Origin of the sequence: Pseudoalteromonas sp. S1609, from assembly GCF_005887255.1 — a bacterium.
In the GTDB taxonomy this organism is placed as follows: Bacteria; Pseudomonadota; Gammaproteobacteria; order Enterobacterales; family Alteromonadaceae; genus Pseudoalteromonas.
The window spans coordinates 1-437 of record NZ_PNDJ01000163.1; the positions used below are offsets into that span (position 1 = coordinate 1).

Here is a 437-nt window from a genome sequence, read left to right on the forward strand (position 1 = left end):
GGATTTTAAAGAGGTGATTAATGGTTTAGCCAAACAGGCAGGCTAAACCATTATAAACTAATGTAGCTAGCTTTTAGCAGCAGGCTGCTTATTTACAAACGAAAGCCCACTGTCTTCATTATCAACAATGGCTTTTACATCGTGAACCGGTTTTGGCTTATCTTTAGTATGTTCAATGACTTCTTTTTCAAAGCGCTGCTTTAAACTACCTTCAATAATAGCACCGGCCTCTATGCTTAGGGTGTCGTGAAAAATATCGCCAAGTACATGGGCATTATTTTCAATTTTTACTTCACTTGCATTTAAAGAGCCTATAATTTTACCTTTAACAACAACACTACTTGCCTCAACAACGCCTTCAACAACACCTGAGGTGCCTATTACTAAATGTTCGGCTTTAATGTCACCGTCGATTCGTCCGTCGAGCTGCACTTCGC

The 437-nt window shown here is 39.6% G+C and carries 1 protein-coding gene; it reads right to left on the bottom strand.

What is annotated here, in order from left to right; genetic code table 11:
* Positions 1-66: 66 nt before the first annotated feature.
* On the bottom strand, positions 67-437 hold a 371-nt coding region (locus CWB76_RS19245; protein ID WP_138609721.1), incomplete at its 5' end, for a bactofilin family protein.